Raw genomic sequence first — 15,678 nt, 5'->3', positions numbered from 1 at the left:
TTTTTAAATTGCCGGATCAAGTAAAGATCTATCAATTTGTCAGAAAAGAAGGAATATGGAAAGTGATAAAATAAGATTGAATGGTATTTTTGTTTTAAGCATGAATGAATATTCATTAAAATATTACAACCATCCGCCTAAAAAAAAATCTTTTTTTAACACCTATTGTAAAGGTATAACATATTTTCCTAAAAAACCGACACATAATCAACACTATATCTTTATATTTTTCATCATTAAATTACGATACACTTCATTAAACACCATAAAAACAGATAGCTATTTTATAAAATCAATAATTTCTTTTTAAATTATTATTTTTTTTCATTTCAGTATTTTTTTAATTAGAAATTTTACTATCTTTTTTCAAGAGATATAAATAGCTCGCCATTATAATAATTTAACAGAATCAGATTTGGATAAACAAAAAAAATAGCCTTATTTTATTTTGTGATAATGGAAAATATTTTTCAATTAAGTTTTAAATAATCGTTGTAAAGCGGGATTACCAAAATGTTTTTTGGACAAAAAAGATTCATTTAGTGTTGAAAAAACATTAAATTTGCGACATTGATATTATGGATAAAAAGACACAAAAAAAACCGACTGAATCGCCTGATAAAGGCAGAATTTTATCTAAGCCACGCATTTTTTTCGGGCTTACTTTTATACTTTTGTCTGCTGTTCTGGCCTTCTCATTCATTTCTTATTTAATGAACTGGAAAGCGGATCAAAGCCAGGCAGGAACAATGCTGGACAAAACTATACAATCTTCAAATATTTTTGGCAAGGTAGGTGATTGGCTGGGAAATATTTTCATCTTTGAAAGTATTGGTATCGCCTCATTTATTATTGCATTTTTATTTCTTGTAGTAGGAACAATGATCCTTAAGAAGAAAATTTTCAAACCATGGAAAACCATCGGTCACTCTTTATTTTTTATCTGCTGGCTTCCTATTTTTATGGGAGCACTTACCAAAGGACAGGGTGTTTTAGGAGGGGTATACGGATACCAGATCATGGATTATCTTAATTCCATCATCGGAACTGTAGGTTTATGGACAGTTTTGGCTGCAAGCATTCTTTTGTATTTTATACTTGAATTCAATCTTCGCCCAAGTTCTATTAAAGCGAAACTCAGTAAGATCAATGAAAATACCATTGGAAAGGTAAAGTCTATGATTCCTGATTCTGAGGATGATTTTGAAGCTGATGAAGAACTGAAAGAAGAAGCTTACCAATCTGAAGAGGAGCCTGCTCCCAATGTAAGAGTAAGTGAAATCAACAGTCCGGCCGGAAACAATCCTATCAATAAAATCAAAGAGCAACCAGCGGCAATTACAACCAACGGATTCTCGGAAATTTCAACTTCTGCGGAAATAGATACTATTGTTACTCCCAACCATACTTCTTTTGATGCGGAACCTAAAGAGGTGACTCAACCAGTTAGCTTAAACCTTTCTACAAAACCAGTTGTTCCTGTTTCTACACCGGAAGAAGCATTTGACATCAGACCTTCTGTTCCATCTCCTGCTGTAACACCGCCACCTGCACATGAAAATATTAAATTCAATATCGAAGTTGCTCCTGTTATAGATATTCTGGATGACTCGGACAGGAAATCCCAGGAACTTGTAGAAAAACACGGTTTGTATGATCATAAATTGGATTTGCCTAATTTCCATATGCCTCCGGTAGATCTATTGAGGGACTACGGCAATGAAGAGATCGCTATCAATAAGGAAGAATTAGAAGAAAATAAAAATAAAATTGTTGGACTTCTTAAGAATTTCAACGTAGGAATTGCTGAAATCAAAGCAACCATAGGGCCCACTGTTACTTTATACGAAATCGTACCAGAGGCAGGAATCCGTGTTGCGGCTATCAAAAAACTGCAGGATGATATTGCCCTGAACCTTTCTGCTTTGGGAATCAGAATTATTGCTCCAATGCCTGGAAAAGGAACAATTGGTATTGAAGTACCAAGAAAAAATCCTACAATGGTTTCTATGCGTTCGGTAATTGCTTCTCAAAAATTCCAGAATACGGATATGGATCTTCCGGTAGTTTTCGGAAAAACGATTTCCAACGAAGTTTTCATGGCCGACCTTTCAAAGATGCCTCACTTATTGATGGCAGGAGCGACAGGTCAGGGTAAATCTGTGGGAATTAACGCGATCCTTACTTCCCTTCTTTATAAAAAACACCCAAGCGAACTCAAGTTTGTCATGGTGGATCCTAAAAAAGTGGAACTTTCATTGTACTCAAAAATTGAAAGACATTATCTGGCTAAGCTTCCGGATGCAGAAGAAGCGATCATTACAGACACCAATAAAGTAATCAATACCCTGAACTCTCTGTGTATTGAAATGGACACCCGATATGATCTCCTGAAAAATGCATTCTGTAAAAACTTAAAGGAATACAATAAGAAATTCACAGAAAGAAAACTAAATCCTGAGAATGGACACCGATACCTTCCTTATATTGTATTGGTAGTGGATGAGTTTGCAGATTTGATCATGACTGCCGGAAAAGAGGTTGAATTACCAATTGCCAGACTGGCACAGCTTGCAAGAGCCGTAGGTATTCACCTTATTGTAGCTACTCAAAGACCTTCTGTAAATGTAATTACGGGTATGATTAAAGCCAACTTCCCTGCAAGAGCTGCCTTCAGAGTAATCTCCAGTGTAGACTCAAGAACGATTCTTGATTCTCCGGGAGCAGATCAGCTGATTGGTAAAGGAGATATGCTTTATTTCAATGGGAATGAGATTCTAAGACTTCAATGTGCTTTTGTAGATACCCCAGAGGTTGAAAGAATAGCAGAATTCATTGGTGAACAGAAAGGATACGCATCAGCATTCCTACTTCCCGAATATGTTTCTGAAGACTCTTCTTCAAGCTCAGCCGGTACTTTTGACCCGAACGAAAAAGATGCTCTGTTTGAAGACGCAGCAAGAATCATTGTTTCTACACAGCAGGGGTCTACCTCAATGCTTCAGAGACAGCTTAAACTGGGATACAACAGAGCAGGAAGAATTATGGACCAGCTAGAAGCGAGCGGTATTGTGGGAGGATTTAATGGAGCTAAGGCCAGAGAGGTTATCATTAGTGATCTTCATTCTTTGGAACAGTTTTTGGAAGATCTGCGTAGTTAAAGGGAAACCATCAGGTTTTGACCTTTACAGTTTTAAAATGTCTAAAGATTATTAAATAGAAAAATGAAAAATATTATTTCAAAAGTTATATTAGGAAGTTTTGTTGTAGGTGCAGTGGGAATGGCAAATGCTCAAAAGATCGATGCCAAAGCAAAAAAAATTCTGGATGATGTTACAGCCAACTACAATTCTAAAAAGAACTCTTACTTCAAATTTTCTTTTGGAAGCGGTCTTAACGGTCAGGTTGGAAAAACAGAGCCTGGTATTTATTACGTTGCCGGAGAGAAATACAAACTGAAGATCATGGATACTGAACAGATCTTCGATGGTAATAAAATCTATAACATCAACGCCGATGATATGGAAGTTACCATTGCCAAGCCTAACGGAACCAGCACCATGTTCTCCCCTATTAACTATCTTACTACCTATAGAAACGACTATAATGTAACCTATAATGGTAAAAAGATGGTGAACGGAGTGAATGCTGACTTTATTAAGCTGACTCCTGTAAAATCAAACGGAATACAGTTCGTTTATCTTTTCATTGATTCTGCTAAAAAGCAAATGGTAAAACTTGAACAGCACGGAAATAATCAGGATGTAGCAGTAATTGCCATTAAAGAGTACAAAGAAAACCAGCAGCTGGATCCCAATATGTTTGTTTTTGACAAGAATAAATTTAAAAATTACATCATTACAGAACTTTAAAAGAAGAAAAACGTATTCGTGAATACGCAAATTTCCTTTTTAAGTAAAAAAAATAACAAAATATAAAAGCCACAAGTAAACTTTGTGGCTTTTTGATTAATTTTGGCGCATGTTAAAAATACTAGACCGATATATCATAAAAACCTTCTTTGGACCGTTTTTCTTTATATTCAGCGTATTGTTTTTCATTTTCATTGTAAACATTATCTGGGTTCAATTAGGGCAATTTATGGGAAAGGGATTAAGCTACTGGCAAATCCTTAAACTTCTATTCTATCTTGGGGTGAATGTAATCAGTATGGTTCTTCCCCTTACGATCCTTCTCGCGAGTATCATGTCATTCGGTGAATTTGGAGAGCGTTATGAGCTTGCAGCTATGAAAGCAGCAGGAATTCCTCTTACCAGAGTAATGATGCCTCTGTTTGGAATTGCAACCATACTTGCTGTGATGCTCTTCTTTTTTTCCAATAATATTATTCCGGATTTCCAGAAGAAGGCTAAAAATATGCTTTTCAATATTGCACAAACGAAACCGGCCATCAACTTTACCCCCGGGCAGTTTATTGATCAGATTCCCGGATATATGGTAAAGTTTGACAAAATATATGGAGAAAACGGGGAAAATATTGAAGGTGTTTTTGTTCACAAAAAAGCAAACACTTACGAAAACCAACAGTCTGTAGTGGCAGAGAAAGGTAAATTTGTACCTGCAGCCAATAAGAATTTTTTAAAACTGGTTCTTTATAACGGTTATGTATTTGAAGATGCATTTGCCGGAAAAGGTGACAACGTAAGACAAAAGCAACCGGACCAGGCTATTAAATTTGATACATTAGTGTCACATTTTGACATCAGTGAAATCATCAATAAAGCCATCGAAAAAGAGCAGATTACAGACGACTACCGTTTCCAGACTTATAACCAGCTAAACGAAACTGTTGCAAGAAGCAAAAAAGAGAATAAAAAGTTCTTTGACAATATAGGATATGAGGTGCTGAACCAGACTAATTCTGCTATTAACTATATGGATAAAGGCAACAAACACAAAGTTGCTCCGAAAGTTCAGATCAAATTGGATACCGTAAAAGGAGATAAGAAACTGGATATGATCTATTACTCTTATAATAGGTTGGATAACCTGAAAACTACTCTGGAATCCAAGAAAAATGAATTCAGTACCAATGTGAAGTATTTCAGTAAGGTCGTTATTTATCAGCAGAGGATTATCTCCTATTCTGTAACCTGTATTATCTTCTTCCTGATTGGAGCAAGTCTGGGGTCTATCATCAGAAAAGGAGGGATGGGACTTCCTGTAATTATAGCGATTGTTATCTTCATTATCTTCTATATCATGAATGTGGGAGTAGAAAATATGTCATGGAGCGGAAAAATGAATCCTTACCTTGCGGCATGGCTACCCAATATAATCCTATTCCCTTTTGGGGTATGGATGACATATAAAGCCCTTACAGATTCTCAGCTTTTTGATGCAGAAAAATACAAAGTATTATTTAAACCTATTACAAAACTGTTTGTCAAGAATAAAGAACATCAGAGATATCAATAGGCAAAGTCTAACGATAAAAAAGATTCAGAACATTTCTGGATCTTTTTTATTTTACCATAGTCAGAGACATTACTTTTTTATTTTTATATTCTTTTTAAGGTACAATCAAATCTCATTGAAGATAAAAGCATTGCACGCTGAAACAGTTTATCAGGATAATTTGTACTTCCGGCTATTCGCAGATATTAAAAATCTCAGCTATTATTTATTTGAGGATAAAAAATTATCTTTGCTGAAGTTTTTAAATATAACCATGAAAAAATTACTACTTATTGGCCTGTTCGGGCTGACTTCTTTAAATATCTATGCCCAGGAGGAAACAGCATCTTACAATGGCGAAAAATATGGATACATCATTGATAAAGCCGGAAAGAAGATGGAAGGTGTTATCAAACTTCACGGAAGTTATTACAGCCCGTGGCAAAATCAGCTGAAAGTAAAATTTGCGGCCCCTGCTGACATTGACAAAGTAAAAAACAAAATCAAATATAAAAGCTACGATGCTGATGACATCAAAGAATATATGCTGTATGAAGGAGATACACCCAGGATCTTCCAATCTATAAAATATTCGAATGCCAGAGAAGCAATGAATACTTCTGACAATATAACCGGACTAAGTGCGGGTTTAAAAGCAATTAACAATCTTTCCAGAACCTCTCAGTTTGCAGAAGTTATAGCAGATGGCAAAATTACAGTGTATAAACTATACGGTTATCCATCATCTGTTACGGCCAATAGTGCCAATGGAGTATCTCAGGCAGAAACTCAGAGATTACAGGATAATCCCAACTATATTTATTCAAAAAAAGGAGGAAAAGTGGAAGAACTTACTCCGGCAAAAGCAAAAATCATCATTACAGACTGTCCGTACGCAAAAGCAAAAATGACAAAAGGGGAATATGGCTCACTGAAAAATGAAGAGAAAAAAAGAACCGGTCTTGGGAAGTTCATCAGAGAAGAAGTCAGCAATTCTATGACAGATAAGCTCTCACTGATTAATGAAGTGATCTATGATTACAACGAAAATTGCAAATAATCACCTCTATAAAAACAAAAGCGGTTTCGAACTGAAACCGCTTTTTTATTTTCAAAAACTGAAAATTATACTTTCATAATTTCAGCTTCTTTTGTCTTAAGATGCTCATCGCAAAGCTTTACATATTTATCAGTATAAGTCTGAATTTCATCTTCCACCCCTTTAACGACATCTTCAGAAACTCCGTCCAGTTTTTTAAGTTCTTTCAAACCATCCTGTCTTGCGTTTCTTACTGTTATTTTAGTGTTCTCAGCTTCAGATTTAGCCTGTTTTGCAAGCTCTTTTCTTCTTTCCTCTGTTAAAGGCGGAACGTTAAGAATGATATTTTCACCATTATTAGAAGGTGCAAAACCTAAGTTTGAGTTAATAATAGCTTTTTCAATGGCGTTGATCGCTGTTCTGTCCCAAGGTTGAATAGAGATGGTCATTGCATCCGGAATAGAAACATTGGCAACCTGGTTAAGAGGAGTCGGTGCTCCGTAATATTCCACCATTACATCCTGAACCATAGCTGAAGAAGCACGTCCTGCTCTAATTCTTTGAAATGCGTGATCCAAGTGCTTTACAGCTGCATCCATGTCCTGTTTTACAGATTCTAATATAAGATCTAATTCTTCCATTATATAATTAAAATTTGATAAATTACACATCAATAATACCTACTGAATATCAATCGGTTAAAATATCTGAAATCCTGTTTTTTCAATGTTTTTCTTACTGTTTCTTAGGATTTTCAGTATTCAGTGGTGCAAAAATAATGATTGTTTTTGAATAATAGGTATTACTATACACGGATTTTATGTACTTACCACTCCTGTTTTTTATTTATCCCGTATACTAGTATAAATTCAGGTACAAATACCTATAAAGTATTTTACCTATTAAACAGGGATCGTTTACAATGACAAAAATGGGATATCCTCACCAGGGATCATTCCAGAGAAAATCTGACTATAAATTCATGACAACCTGTTAAAGTTCCCTATGATGTACAGAATTCTCTATATTTAAAAAGCACCTGCTACAGCAATAACGCTATAACAGGTGCTCTTAAATATGATTATACTTACCTTGTTTATTGTAATAAATGATTACAAATCAACTAAAGTACCCACGTTTTCTCCGTCTACAATTTTCACTAAATTCCCATCCTTATTCATATCGAATACAATGATAGGCAATTTATTTTCATGACTTAAAGTAAATGCTGTCATGTCCATTACTTTAAGGTTTTTTTCAAATACTTCATCGAATGATAATGAGTTGTATTTTACTGCATCAGCATTCTTTTCCGGGTCACTGTCATAGATTCCGTCTACTCTTGTTCCTTTTAAGATAACATCTGCTCCTATTTCAATTGCTCTCAGAGTAGCTGCTGTATCTGTTGTAAAATAAGGATTTCCGGTTCCTGCTCCGAAGATCACTACTCTGCCTTTTTCAAGGTGTCTTACTGCTCTTCTTTTGATGAAAGGTTCAGCTACTTTATCCATTTCGATAGCAGACTGTAATCTTGTTTTGATTCCTGCATCTTCCAATGCCCCCTGCAAAGCCATCCCATTGATTACTGTTGCCAGCATTCCCATATAATCACCCTGCACTCTGTCCATTCCTTTTGCAGCTCCTGCTACTCCACGGAAAATGTTTCCTCCTCCAATGACGATCGCTACTTCACAGCCTCTCTCAACTACTTTCTTGATCTCAGCAGCATATTCCTGCAGTCTTTCATTGTCAATACCATACTGTCTGTTCCCCATTAAGGCCTCACCACTTAGTTTCAGAAGGATTCTTTTATATTTCATCTTTTATTTTTAATAACTTTTTATTAACGTTGGTTTCCCCAAAATTTGATTCTGCAAATATAATCATTAATAATGTTGATTTTAAATTATCAATTATAAAATTTAAGTCTAATGCTTTATGCAATTAATAAAGAGATAATTGACTGTTAACATAATATTATATAAGAATCAAAATAAAATCTGAAGGATTATAGTTTTCTTACAATTCTGACACCTTACAATGCTCTGTAAACAACATTTTCACAAAACTTAAGTATTTATAAATAAATAATGTCCGAAATATTTTGAAAAGTACGAAAAAGGATTATTTTTGCATTAATTATAAATTGAGTTGAAGAAAATTATCATTTTTTCATTATTTCTATCAGGAATTGTTTCTTATGCACAAACAGGAACAAATGTTTATCCGTTCTTAAATGTACCTGTATCTGCAAGACAGGCTGCTTTGGGTGGAGATGCAATTTCGATAAGAGATTATGATGTTTCCTTTGCTATTGCAAACCCTGCCGTGTTAAATAAAGATTCAGACAAACAGCTTTCTGTAAACGCTACGGCATACCTTGCCGATTCGAAATACGGAACGATAGCCTATGCCAAGGATTTTGAAAATGGCCATATGGCCACCATCAATGCCCGGTATATGAGCTACGGAAGTATTCCGAGAACAGATGAAAGCGGTTTTGAAAACGGTGAATTTAAAGCCTCTGATGTTGCCATCGGTGGAGGATACGCCTACCAGTTTGAAGAAGACTGGACAATAGGTGGAGGAATCAACTTTATTACATCAAAAATAGATAACTACACTTCTTCCGCTATCTCGGGAACTGCAGGAATTACCTATCATAATAAAAAGAATAAAGAAGTTCTTTCCCTTGTATTGAGAAATTTCGGTTTTCAGCTGAAATCATTTAATGGAGAAAGAGAGAATCTTCCATTCCGAATTGATATGGGATATACCAAAATCTTAAAGAACTTCCCTCTTGCCATTACCATTACCGCTCATGACCTGCAGGAATTTAATATTTCTTCGGAATACAATAAAGACGGACAAAAGGTAAATGCCGGCAGAAAGATTGCAGATCACTTCTCCTTGGGAGCAGAACTTTTCCCGGAAAAGAATTTTAATATCCGATTGGGCTATAATGTAAGAAGAGGAAACGAACTTGCCGTAGCCGACCAAAGAAACTTCTCAGGACTTTCTGCGGGATTCGGGGTTAAGGTTTCAAAATTCAGGATAGATTATGCTCACATCAGATACCACAACTCTTCCAATGTCAACCAGATAGGAATCTCTATGGATCTTTCCAGCCACAGAGGAGAATAATTCTGACCCGGAAAATATTAAAATAAGTAAGAAATTTCTCAGCTTCTCTTGATTTTTAAGAAAAAATCAAGAAATTTGCAATATGAAAAAACCTGTAATAGCTATCGATGGGTACTCGTCTACCGGAAAAAGTTCTATCTCTAAAATCATCGCTGATCAGTTGGGACTTATTCATATGGATACAGGGGCGCTTTACAGAGGTGTTACCTGGTACGCAATGCAGCATTGTCTGAATGAAAATGGCGGGATTGATCTGAATATACTGTTCTCTTCACTGGACCAGATTAATCTTGAATTTAAAAACAACGATGGGACACTTACTCTTTTTCTTAATCATACCGATATCTCCAAAGAAATCCGTACCAACATCGTTTCCGACAATGTCAGCCTTGTTGCCAAGCAGAAAGAAGTAAGAGACTTTTTATTACAGTCGCAACGTTCTTTGGCAGAAAAAGGCGGAGTTATTATGGATGGACGTGACATAGGGACAGTAGTTCTGCCAAATGCGGACTATAAATTTTTCCTTACTGCCAGTATTGATGAAAGGACCAACAGAAGATTTCTGGAATTAAAAAGCCTGGGACTGGAAGCCGATAAAGAGCATGTAAAACAAAACCTCATTGAGCGAGACAAAATCGATAGTGAGCGTGAAATAGCCCCACTGAAGAAGGCTGACGATGCTATCGTTATTGATAATTCCAATCTGACCAAAGAAGAAACCATAGCTCTTATTTTATCTCACATCGAAAAGATTTAACACTTTTTAATAGGCTTAAAACCTCCTTTGGTATACAAATTGCAAGTTTTATTACTGTAAAAAACTAATCTATTATTAATTATTAAAAAACTTAAAATGTCTAGAAAAGGAAATAATACAGCAGGTATATTGGCAGGACTTTTAGCGGGTGCTGCAGCAGGTGTCATATTGGGAATGCTTTATGCTCCTGAAGAAGGAAAAGAAACCAGAAAAAAAATCAAAACCAAAGCCAATGATATTAAGGATCAGGCTAAAAATAAATACGGTGAGGTTTCTGAAAAAATGAAAGACCAATACAGCAATATTTCTTCTACATTCAAAGAAACAGCAAATACAGTGGCGCATACTGTAAAAGATGGATATGATAAATATAAAGATCAGATTGTTTCTAAAACTGCAGATGTAGTAAAAGATGTAGAAGCAGAGCTTAATGATCTTAAAAAATAAGTAATTTATCTTTTTTAAGTAAATTACAGAAAGGAACTTTTGTGCAAAAGTTCCTTTTTTTGTAACTTTAAAAAAAAACAATGATAGAAACTATTAAAGAATACGCCTCCAAGAGAATCGATCTTCTGAAAATTGAAGCCACCGAAAAGTCTTCTCTTTCTGCCGGGCTCATTACCTACTTTGTAGTACTGCTTGTTGCTTTTGCTTTTTTTATTATCCTTTTCAACTTTGGAATAGCTTTTCTCATTGGTAAGGCATTGGATAATTACTCCTATGGATTCTTAATTGTTGCTGCATTTTATGCTTTGATAATGGCTTTTGTGATTGCTTTCAAAAATAAAATCGTCAACGCAGTGGCAGATCAGGTTATTAAATTTTTAAACCATTAATCTATGAGCAGAAAATACGAGAGCATAGAAGAATTAAAAAGAAAGAAAAAACTGCTTCAAAGTGAAATAAGCGATCTGGAAAATCTTCTTACCTTCAAAAACACGAAAGAAAGCCTCAGTGCTTTTACCAACGGACTGAGTGATCAGTATCTGCAGGAAAAGGTAGATGAAGATGGTGATGAAAAAGTAGTTCTGCGAAAAGATATCATTGCCAGGCAGCTCACTTCTGAAGTAAAAGATCTTCTGATCAGTAAAAATACCGCTGTAGGGCTTGCAAGTTCAGCCTTCAAAGGAAATATTACAGACAGTCTTATCAAACTGGGCGTTACTGCCATGGTTGGAAACTATGCCAAAAATAATATGAAAAGCTCCAACTGGAAGAAAAAGCTTATTGGTGCAGCGTTAATCTATCTCGCTCCTATCGCTCTGAAATATGTCAGAAAAAAGATGGAAGTGTATCAGAAAAATAAAAGTGTTTCCAGTATGGAACAACTTATATAAATGTAAGAGAGTTAGAAACCAGAGATTAAAAACCAGTCCACTTTTGGATGTTTTCTAACCTCTGGTTTCCGGCTTTATTCTGAAAACAACTGCCCCAGAATAATCCCTGCAGCCATGGATACATTCAGGCTTTCTGTTGACTGGGATTTCCCAAATCTCGGAATACTAATACTTTTCTGCAGAAGCTTTTCAGTCTCCGGTCTCATTCCGTTACCTTCATTTCCTAAGATCAGATTGATCTTTTCGGGTTTTTTAAAAGTATAAATACTCTCCCCTTCCATATCTGTTCCGATGTTTACATTTTCTGTTGCAGAAAGATATTCTATAAGATCGGTATACACTACATTAACCCTGGTAAAAGATCCCATTGTGGCCTGAATCACTTTCGGATTGTAAATATCTACTGTATCTTCACTACAGATAATCTGTTCGATCCCAAACCAATCTGCGAGCCGTATGATAGTCCCTAAATTTCCCGGATCCTGAATACCATCCAAAACAAGCTGTATATTCTTATCGGCCATCTTTTCTTCTTCGGCCAGATAGCAAACGGCAACAGAATCTTTGGGGGTTTTTAGAAAGCTGATTTTTTTCAGCTCATTTTCAGAGATATGAGTAACAGGGATATCACTACGGTCCAATTTTTGTGGATCGGTTGAGAATATTTCTTTAACTTTAAAATTAGAATTAGAAAGTTCACAAATGATTTTATTACCTTCAACCAAAAACAAATTGTATTTTTGTCTGAACTTCTTTTTATCTAAAGATTGTAAAACTTTTATTGTATGAGCTGTAAGCATTATAAGAATTCTCCTCAAAAATATTATAAAATTATCTCATTTGCAACATTTGTTGGTCTCCTTTATGCTTGTAGTACAACAAAAAAAGTTCCCGATGGTGAATATCTGCTTACTAAGAACACTTTAGAGTTCGAGGATAAGAAAGAATTTTTCGATGAGGAACTTAAAGATTATATTCAGCAGAAGCCTAATAAAAAGCAATTCCTTTTCATGCCATTAAGCCTTACTTTGTACAATATGGCCAATCCAAAGTATGATACTATCCTTAATGAGTACATGACCTATCCCAGTGAAATGAGAAATCAGAAACTAAGGGATTCTTTATTCATTAAATATGATATGAAAAAGGAGGTAGGTAAAAGTTTATTTTTCGATCGTCTTCTGCATAGCTGGGGAACACCTCCTGTGATTCTCGATCAGACAAGAAGCGAAAAAAGTGCTGAATCTATTAAAAAGCGACTTGTATACCGAGGTTTTTGGGAAGCTGATGCAAGTTTTAAACAAAAGCTGGATTCAACATCTAAAAAAGCAACAGTAGATTATTTCGTAAAGCACAACACTCCTACTTATATTAAAGGTTATTATTTTAATATTCCGGATCCGGGAATTAAACAAATCTATAACAGTCATCTGGATAAGACCTTAATAAGATCAGGACAGGTGCTTGATCAGACCGTTCTTGAAAGAGAAGTGACGAGAATCACGGACCTGATGAAAGAATCAGGATATTATAGATTCAACAATACAAATGACGAAATTTATTTTGTAGCCGATTCTCTGAAAAGTAAGAAACAGGTTCCACTTACCCTGGAAATTCATAAAGACTCTCTGGATCGTCCTTATAAAAAAGCAACTTTTGGAAATATCGATGTAGCAATTGTAGATAAAGCCAGTGATTATCCTAAAAACACCGTTAAAGACAGCCTTAGAAGAGTGAGATTCCACAAAATGAATGATCAATATAAGATATCATCATTGTGGAGAGCGATTATTGTAGATAGTAAACAACTATATGATCAGCAGAAATTGGATGTGACCAAAAGAAACTTTTTGTCTATGAATAACTTTAGTATTGTCAAGGCAAGAGACTCTTTAAGACAAGGGGGTATAACCTCTCCTAACGATAGTATTATTGATGTTTTATATGTGCTTAAACCTCTTCCAAAGTATGAGCTCAAGGTGGGAACAGACATTAATTATTCTCAGGTTTTAAATCTGGGGATCTCTCCTTCTATAGATCTTACGACCCGAAATGTTTTCAGAGGTGCAGAAAACCTGTCTACCAGCCTTTCCGGGACATTTGGTTCTATCATCAGTACAAAGGATATCAACAAGAGGGTGGCAGCCTATGAAATATCAGCGCAAACGTCTCTGAATTTCCCAAGATTACTTCTTCCTTTTAATTATTATAAATTCATTCCCAAACGATATACCCCTACTTCCTCCATTCTGTTGGGAGCATCTATACAGAACAATATCGGATTGGGTAGAATCATCTTTAATACGGGATTGAATTACCAGGCGAATGTTAACGATCAGGTATACCATAAGCTAACCCTGTTTAACACTCAGGTCAGTTTAACTAAAAATAAGGATGCTTATTATGACTATTTCGTGAATGACAGAAGAGTTAAAGATGAAATATTCACTGATTATTTCGCCTACAACCCTACTGAAGGTCAAAAGTATCAGTCCGGACAGCTTAGCATAGATCAGGTATCCAAAGATATTGTGAATGACGGAGGTTACCGGGCAAATCTTGACCAAAAAGGAGCTGATCTTTTAACTGCATTCAGGGGAACATTGGTTAATAAAGACAGACAGACACAGGATGTTCTTATCTCTTCCATGATTTACAACTTTGTGTACAGTGAAATTGGAAAAAAAGAATATCCCAATGCTTTCTATTTTAACGGAAAAGTAGAATTAGCAGGTAATATTTTAAGCTTATTCAACAAAAAAGACAATGACGGAGGAGTTGTCACCGCTCCCCAAAGAACTATTTTCGGAATACCTTATGCGCAGTATATAAAATTCGATATAGACACCAGAAAGTATTTCAAATTCAACGGGAACCAAACCCTGGTACTTCGTCAGTTCATTGGAGTTGGAATTCCTTTTGGAAATTCACAGGACATGCCTATTATTAAATCTTATTTTAATGGTGGATCCAATGATATCAGAGCCTGGGTTGCGTTTGGAGGATTAGGTCCCGCAGACTCTCAGGTAGATGAAAGAGTACGTACCTATATGACCGATAATGTAAAGCTTACTACGAATGTTGAATACAGAATTCCTTTTAATAAAACCTATGAAGGGGCTCTATTCACTGATATTGGTAATACCTGGAGTCTTCGTAATTATAATGATGGATATGGAGATGAATTTAAATTCAATAAATTCATAAAACAGGTAGGTATCGGCAGTGGATTTGGACTGAGAGTGAATATCGCGTATGTAACCGCAAGAATAGACCTTGCCTATAAAATTTATGATCCGAATAAACCAGATGGTGACCGATGGAGATTCAAATATTTCCAGCCTTTCAAGCCTACTCTTAACATCGCGTTCGGATATCCTTTTTAATCCGGAGAAACGCCTAAAATAAAATATACTACAGCTATCACACGGGCGAGGATTTCCCTCGCCTGATTTCTGTAAAAACTTTCAGGTTTTGTAACATCCTGTGCATCAAAACCTAATGCGTTCATATCATTATTTCTTGCAAAAAACAATGCCCGAAGGTTATGATACCCCTGTGACACAATGATTACATTTTTCTTTTTATATACATCCTTACAGCGAAGGATACTTTTATAGGTGTTAAACCCTTTCGGATCTTCTATAATAATATCTTCCGGAACGCCTTCCTGATAAATCAGATAATTTTTCATAGCACCCGGTTCATTATACCCTTTGCTTTTCTCTCCGCTTACAATGATCTTTTTGATTTTGCCATGGTGATAAAGAAGAGCCGCCGCATCCATCCTTTTGGTAAAATATGGGTTAGAAAGCCCCGATCTCATTTTAGGAGAAGTTCCCAAAACCAAAGCGATTTCCCTAGGTGGTATTTTTGATATTTTAGTGTATGTACGCCCGTTAGTAAGCCCGAAAACCCAGACATTACAGAAACATATCATTAAAATTCCCAATTCTAATGATATAAAACCTAAGTTAAATATG

At 35.6% G+C, this 15,678-nt stretch carries 14 protein-coding genes; 10 read left to right on the top strand and 4 right to left on the bottom strand.

Annotation, left to right across the window (positions count from 1 at the left end; genetic code table 11):
• The first annotated feature begins 578 nt into the window (after nucleotides 1-578).
• The 4 genes from LF887_RS10270 (at nucleotide 579) to LF887_RS10255 (ending at nucleotide 6,478) form a co-directional block, all read left to right on the top strand.
• Nucleotides 579-3,161: an FtsK/SpoIIIE family DNA translocase gene (locus LF887_RS10270; protein ID WP_236859096.1), complete on the top strand. Its 2,583-nt coding sequence runs from the start codon at nucleotides 579-581 to the stop codon at nucleotides 3,159-3,161.
• A gap of 63 nt (nucleotides 3,162-3,224) precedes the next feature.
• Nucleotides 3,225-3,872 (top strand): LolA family protein, encoded by a 648-nt coding sequence (locus tag LF887_RS10265; RefSeq protein ID WP_236859095.1) that lies wholly within the window; start codon nucleotides 3,225-3,227, stop codon nucleotides 3,870-3,872.
• 109 nt (nucleotides 3,873-3,981) lie between these two features.
• Nucleotides 3,982-5,439 carry an LptF/LptG family permease gene (locus LF887_RS10260; RefSeq protein ID WP_236859094.1) on the top strand — a complete coding sequence of 486 codons (1,458 nt, stop codon included), beginning with the start codon at nucleotides 3,982-3,984 and terminating at the stop codon, nucleotides 5,437-5,439.
• 253 nt (nucleotides 5,440-5,692) lie between these two features.
• Entirely contained in the window at nucleotides 5,693-6,478 is a 786-nt protein-coding gene (locus LF887_RS10255; protein WP_236859093.1) for a hypothetical protein, read from the top strand.
• A 65-nt stretch (nucleotides 6,479-6,543) separates the two neighbouring features.
• Here LF887_RS10255 and frr read toward each other — a convergent pair whose 3' ends face one another.
• Nucleotides 6,544-7,098, bottom strand: coding sequence for a ribosome recycling factor (gene frr / locus LF887_RS10250; RefSeq protein WP_236859092.1), 555 nt, complete (start codon nucleotides 7,096-7,098; stop codon nucleotides 6,544-6,546).
• Nucleotides 7,099-7,569: 471 nt separating this feature from the next.
• A complete protein-coding gene (gene pyrH / locus LF887_RS10245; protein ID WP_089734180.1) occupies nucleotides 7,570-8,277 on the bottom strand; it encodes a UMP kinase in 708 nt (235 codons plus the stop codon).
• 331 nt (nucleotides 8,278-8,608) lie between these two features.
• Here pyrH and porQ point away from each other — a divergent pair, with 331 nt between their 5' ends.
• The 5 genes from porQ to LF887_RS10220 all read left to right on the top strand — a co-directional run bounded on the left by porQ (nucleotide 8,609) and on the right by LF887_RS10220 (nucleotide 11,695).
• Nucleotides 8,609-9,601: a type IX secretion system protein PorQ gene (gene porQ / locus LF887_RS10240; RefSeq protein WP_236859091.1), complete on the top strand. Its 993-nt coding sequence runs from the start codon at nucleotides 8,609-8,611 to the stop codon at nucleotides 9,599-9,601.
• 82 nt (nucleotides 9,602-9,683) lie between these two features.
• Nucleotides 9,684-10,358: a (d)CMP kinase gene (cmk, locus tag LF887_RS10235; protein WP_236859090.1), complete on the top strand. Its 675-nt coding sequence runs from the start codon at nucleotides 9,684-9,686 to the stop codon at nucleotides 10,356-10,358.
• A gap of 96 nt (nucleotides 10,359-10,454) precedes the next feature.
• A complete protein-coding gene (locus LF887_RS10230; protein WP_236859089.1) occupies nucleotides 10,455-10,805 on the top strand; it encodes a YtxH domain-containing protein in 351 nt (116 codons plus the stop codon).
• An 80-nt stretch (nucleotides 10,806-10,885) separates the two neighbouring features.
• Nucleotides 10,886-11,194 carry a phage holin family protein gene (locus tag LF887_RS10225; protein ID WP_236859088.1) on the top strand — a complete coding sequence of 103 codons (309 nt, stop codon included), beginning with the start codon at nucleotides 10,886-10,888 and terminating at the stop codon, nucleotides 11,192-11,194.
• Nucleotides 11,195-11,197: 3 nt separating this feature from the next.
• A complete protein-coding gene (locus tag LF887_RS10220; RefSeq protein ID WP_236859087.1) occupies nucleotides 11,198-11,695 on the top strand; it encodes a phosphoribosyl-ATP pyrophosphatase in 498 nt (165 codons plus the stop codon).
• A 74-nt stretch (nucleotides 11,696-11,769) separates the two neighbouring features.
• Here the strand turns inward: LF887_RS10220 and LF887_RS10215 are convergent, their stop codons facing one another.
• Entirely contained in the window at nucleotides 11,770-12,495 is a 726-nt protein-coding gene (locus LF887_RS10215) for a TrmH family RNA methyltransferase (RefSeq protein WP_236859086.1), read from the bottom strand.
• Between LF887_RS10215 and LF887_RS10210 the strand changes: the two genes are divergently transcribed.
• On the top strand, nucleotides 12,481-15,081 hold the full coding sequence (locus LF887_RS10210) for a BamA/TamA family outer membrane protein (RefSeq protein ID WP_236859085.1): 2,601 nt from the start codon (nucleotides 12,481-12,483) through the stop codon (nucleotides 15,079-15,081). The two genes, LF887_RS10215 and LF887_RS10210, sit on opposite strands and share 15 nt — an antisense overlap.
• Here LF887_RS10210 and LF887_RS10205 read toward each other — a convergent pair.
• Nucleotides 15,078-15,635 (bottom strand): vancomycin high temperature exclusion protein, encoded by a 558-nt coding sequence (locus tag LF887_RS10205; protein ID WP_300690058.1) that lies wholly within the window; start codon nucleotides 15,633-15,635, stop codon nucleotides 15,078-15,080. The two genes, LF887_RS10210 and LF887_RS10205, sit on opposite strands and share 4 nt — an antisense overlap.
• Nucleotides 15,636-15,678: the final 43 nt, after the last annotated feature.

It is taken from the genome of Chryseobacterium sp. MEBOG06 (genome assembly GCF_021869765.1).
Lineage (GTDB): Bacteria > Bacteroidota > Bacteroidia > Flavobacteriales > Weeksellaceae > Chryseobacterium.
Note: the sequence above shows the minus strand (reverse complement) of the source record. Positions and strands in the feature narration are given on the sequence as shown.

Excerpts from the sequence above, each read along its gene's own strand:
- cmk (WP_236859090.1), top strand. The coding sequence starts at position 9,684 with ATGAAAAAACCTGTAATAGCTATCGATGGGTACTCGTCTACCGGAAAA.
- pyrH (WP_089734180.1), bottom strand. The coding sequence starts at position 8,277 with ATGAAATATAAAAGAATCCTTCTGAAACTAAGTGGTGAGGCCTTAATG.
- LF887_RS10255 (WP_236859093.1), top strand. The coding sequence starts at position 5,693 with ATGAAAAAATTACTACTTATTGGCCTGTTCGGGCTGACTTCTTTAAAT.
- LF887_RS10220 (WP_236859087.1), top strand. The coding sequence starts at position 11,198 with ATGAGCAGAAAATACGAGAGCATAGAAGAATTAAAAAGAAAGAAAAAA.
- LF887_RS10225 (WP_236859088.1), top strand. The coding sequence starts at position 10,886 with ATGATAGAAACTATTAAAGAATACGCCTCCAAGAGAATCGATCTTCTG.
- LF887_RS10205 (WP_300690058.1), bottom strand. The coding sequence starts at position 15,635 with ATGATATGTTTCTGTAATGTCTGGGTTTTCGGGCTTACTAACGGGCGT.
- LF887_RS10210 (WP_236859085.1), top strand. The coding sequence starts at position 12,481 with ATGAGCTGTAAGCATTATAAGAATTCTCCTCAAAAATATTATAAAATT.
- LF887_RS10270 (WP_236859096.1), top strand. The coding sequence starts at position 579 with ATGGATAAAAAGACACAAAAAAAACCGACTGAATCGCCTGATAAAGGC.
- LF887_RS10215 (WP_236859086.1), bottom strand. The coding sequence starts at position 12,495 with ATGCTTACAGCTCATACAATAAAAGTTTTACAATCTTTAGATAAAAAG.
- frr (WP_236859092.1), bottom strand. The coding sequence starts at position 7,098 with ATGGAAGAATTAGATCTTATATTAGAATCTGTAAAACAGGACATGGAT.
- LF887_RS10265 (WP_236859095.1), top strand. The coding sequence starts at position 3,225 with ATGAAAAATATTATTTCAAAAGTTATATTAGGAAGTTTTGTTGTAGGT.
- LF887_RS10230 (WP_236859089.1), top strand. The coding sequence starts at position 10,455 with ATGTCTAGAAAAGGAAATAATACAGCAGGTATATTGGCAGGACTTTTA.
- LF887_RS10260 (WP_236859094.1), top strand. The coding sequence starts at position 3,982 with ATGTTAAAAATACTAGACCGATATATCATAAAAACCTTCTTTGGACCG.